Origin of the sequence: Glycomyces dulcitolivorans (genome assembly GCF_003265355.1) — a bacterium.
GTDB lineage: Bacteria > Actinomycetota > Actinomycetes > Mycobacteriales > Micromonosporaceae > Glycomyces > Glycomyces dulcitolivorans.
Genome location: NZ_QFRW01000131.1, coordinates 1 through 1,656, shown reverse-complemented (window position 1 = coordinate 1,656; position 1,656 = coordinate 1). Strand labels below are relative to the sequence as shown.

General features: G+C 72.6%; 2 protein-coding genes. Both read right to left on the bottom strand.

The genetic code is table 11. The features are described 5' to 3' along the window. Positions 1 to 236: 236 nt before the first annotated feature. A complete protein-coding gene (gene mobA / locus DI269_RS13075) occupies positions 237 to 851 on the bottom strand; it encodes a molybdenum cofactor guanylyltransferase (protein ID WP_112136571.1) in 615 nt (204 codons plus the stop codon). A gap of 311 nt (positions 852 to 1,162) precedes the next feature. Next, the coding region (locus DI269_RS13070; RefSeq protein ID WP_115509847.1) for a DUF4192 domain-containing protein at positions 1,163 to 1,656 on the bottom strand (494 nt) is incomplete at its 5' end.

The following is a 1,656-nucleotide window of genomic DNA, read 5'->3' as shown; positions in this document are numbered from 1 at the left end:
CTCGCCCACCCGCCCGGATGTCGTTTGCCTGCACGGTCATGAGGACCGCCGCCTCGGCGGCGGCCGGCGGTCTTCGTTGACCGCCCTTGCGGTGGGTCGACCCTCGCTCGGCGATGGCGCGATGGCGCGATGGCGCGATGGCGCGATGGCGCGATGGCGCGATGGCGCGATGGCGCGATGGCGCGATGGCCGGATCGGCCGGTCGCCGCGGCGTCGCCGTGCGGGAGTCGGTACCGCTATTTCTGGTCGGCGGCCCAGGTTCGGGCCTGGTCGAGGTCGTCCGGGGTGTCGCAGTCGAACCACGGGGGCGGACTCGCGTCCTCCCAGACCACGGTCTCGACGTCGATCCCGGCGAACAGGAGCCGTGCGGGGGCTCCCGGTTCGACCTCGGCCGCGTTGCGGCGGAGCGGGACTGCGGGCCAGACGCCGCACAGCCACTGCCGGCGTCCCGCGTTGTCGCAGAAGACCGCTCCGGACTCGGGTCCCGCCGCGTTCGCGGTGTCGAGGAGGAGCAGCAGCGCCTCCGGCGACAGGAACGGGAGGTCCCCGGCCAGGACCGCCACCCGGGTGCAGTCCTCTGGAACCCGCTCCAGACCGGTCCTCACCGACCTCGCCGGGCCTGAACCCGGTGGGTCCTCCAGGACCTGGACCGCCCCGTCGGGCAGGGGCGCGGCGTCGGCGGGCCTCTTGCCCACGACCACGCGGGCGGCCGCGCCTTCGCAGGCCGCCAGTACCCGTTCGAGGATCGTGGAGCCCTCGACGACCAGTTCGCTCTTCGCGCATCCGGCGAATCGCCGGGCCTTGCCGCCGACCAGGAGGATCGCGGCGAAATCGCTCGGGAGTTCACCCATGCCCCCAGACTAGCCATCAGGCTCGGCGTGCGGAGGCCCGTGGCCGGAGCGGTTCGGGCGCGTCTACGGCGGGTTCGTGCGGTCATTCGGTTCCCTTCTGTTGGGCCGGTTGCGGTTCGGTGGTGGGGAGGCCGGGTTTCGGCGGTCGGTGGATCGGTCGAGGTCGAGTCGTTCGGGTTCGCTTGGTCAAGACCGGGTTGGTCGGATCCTGCGATCGCTGTCGCTGTCGCTGTCGCTGTCGCTGTCGCTGTTGGGTCGGTCGGGGCCGTGTTGATCGGATGGGGTCACCGGGGATGAGTGCCTCGCGCGGGTCATTCCTCTCTTTCTGCGGCCTCCAGTTCGGAGGTGCCGATGTTCGTGAGGGCGCCCGGCGGATAGCCGGCCTGGAGGGCGGCCCTGAGCAGCTGGGCGAGCCGGTAGTTCGGGCTCGCCTTGAGCGCCGTGTCGAAGGCTTCGAGGGCGAGGACGCCGTTGCCGAAGCGGTAGGCCGCGAAGCCCGCGACCGTGGCGGCCGGGGCCAGGAGGTCGTCGGCCATGTGCCGGGTCACCCAGAACCACAGGTCCATCCGGTTGCCCAGGAACTCGCCGGTGCTGATGCGGCGCAGCGCGTAGTCGCGGATGTCCAGGTCCCCCAGGGCGAGGCCGATCGAGGCGATGTCGTCGGGACCGGGGAGCGTGCTCGTGCTCAGCCAGTGGTCGATCGCGTGGAGGTCCTGCGAGCGCTGGGTCGCCCAGTCGAGGTCGGCCTCGGCGGCGAGCGACGCCGCGACCGCCCGCTCGACCGCGGCCCGGCGCCCCGGCGCGG

Excerpts from the sequence above, each read along its gene's own strand:
- mobA (WP_112136571.1), bottom strand. The coding sequence starts at position 851 with ATGGGTGAACTCCCGAGCGATTTCGCCGCGATCCTCCTGGTCGGCGGC.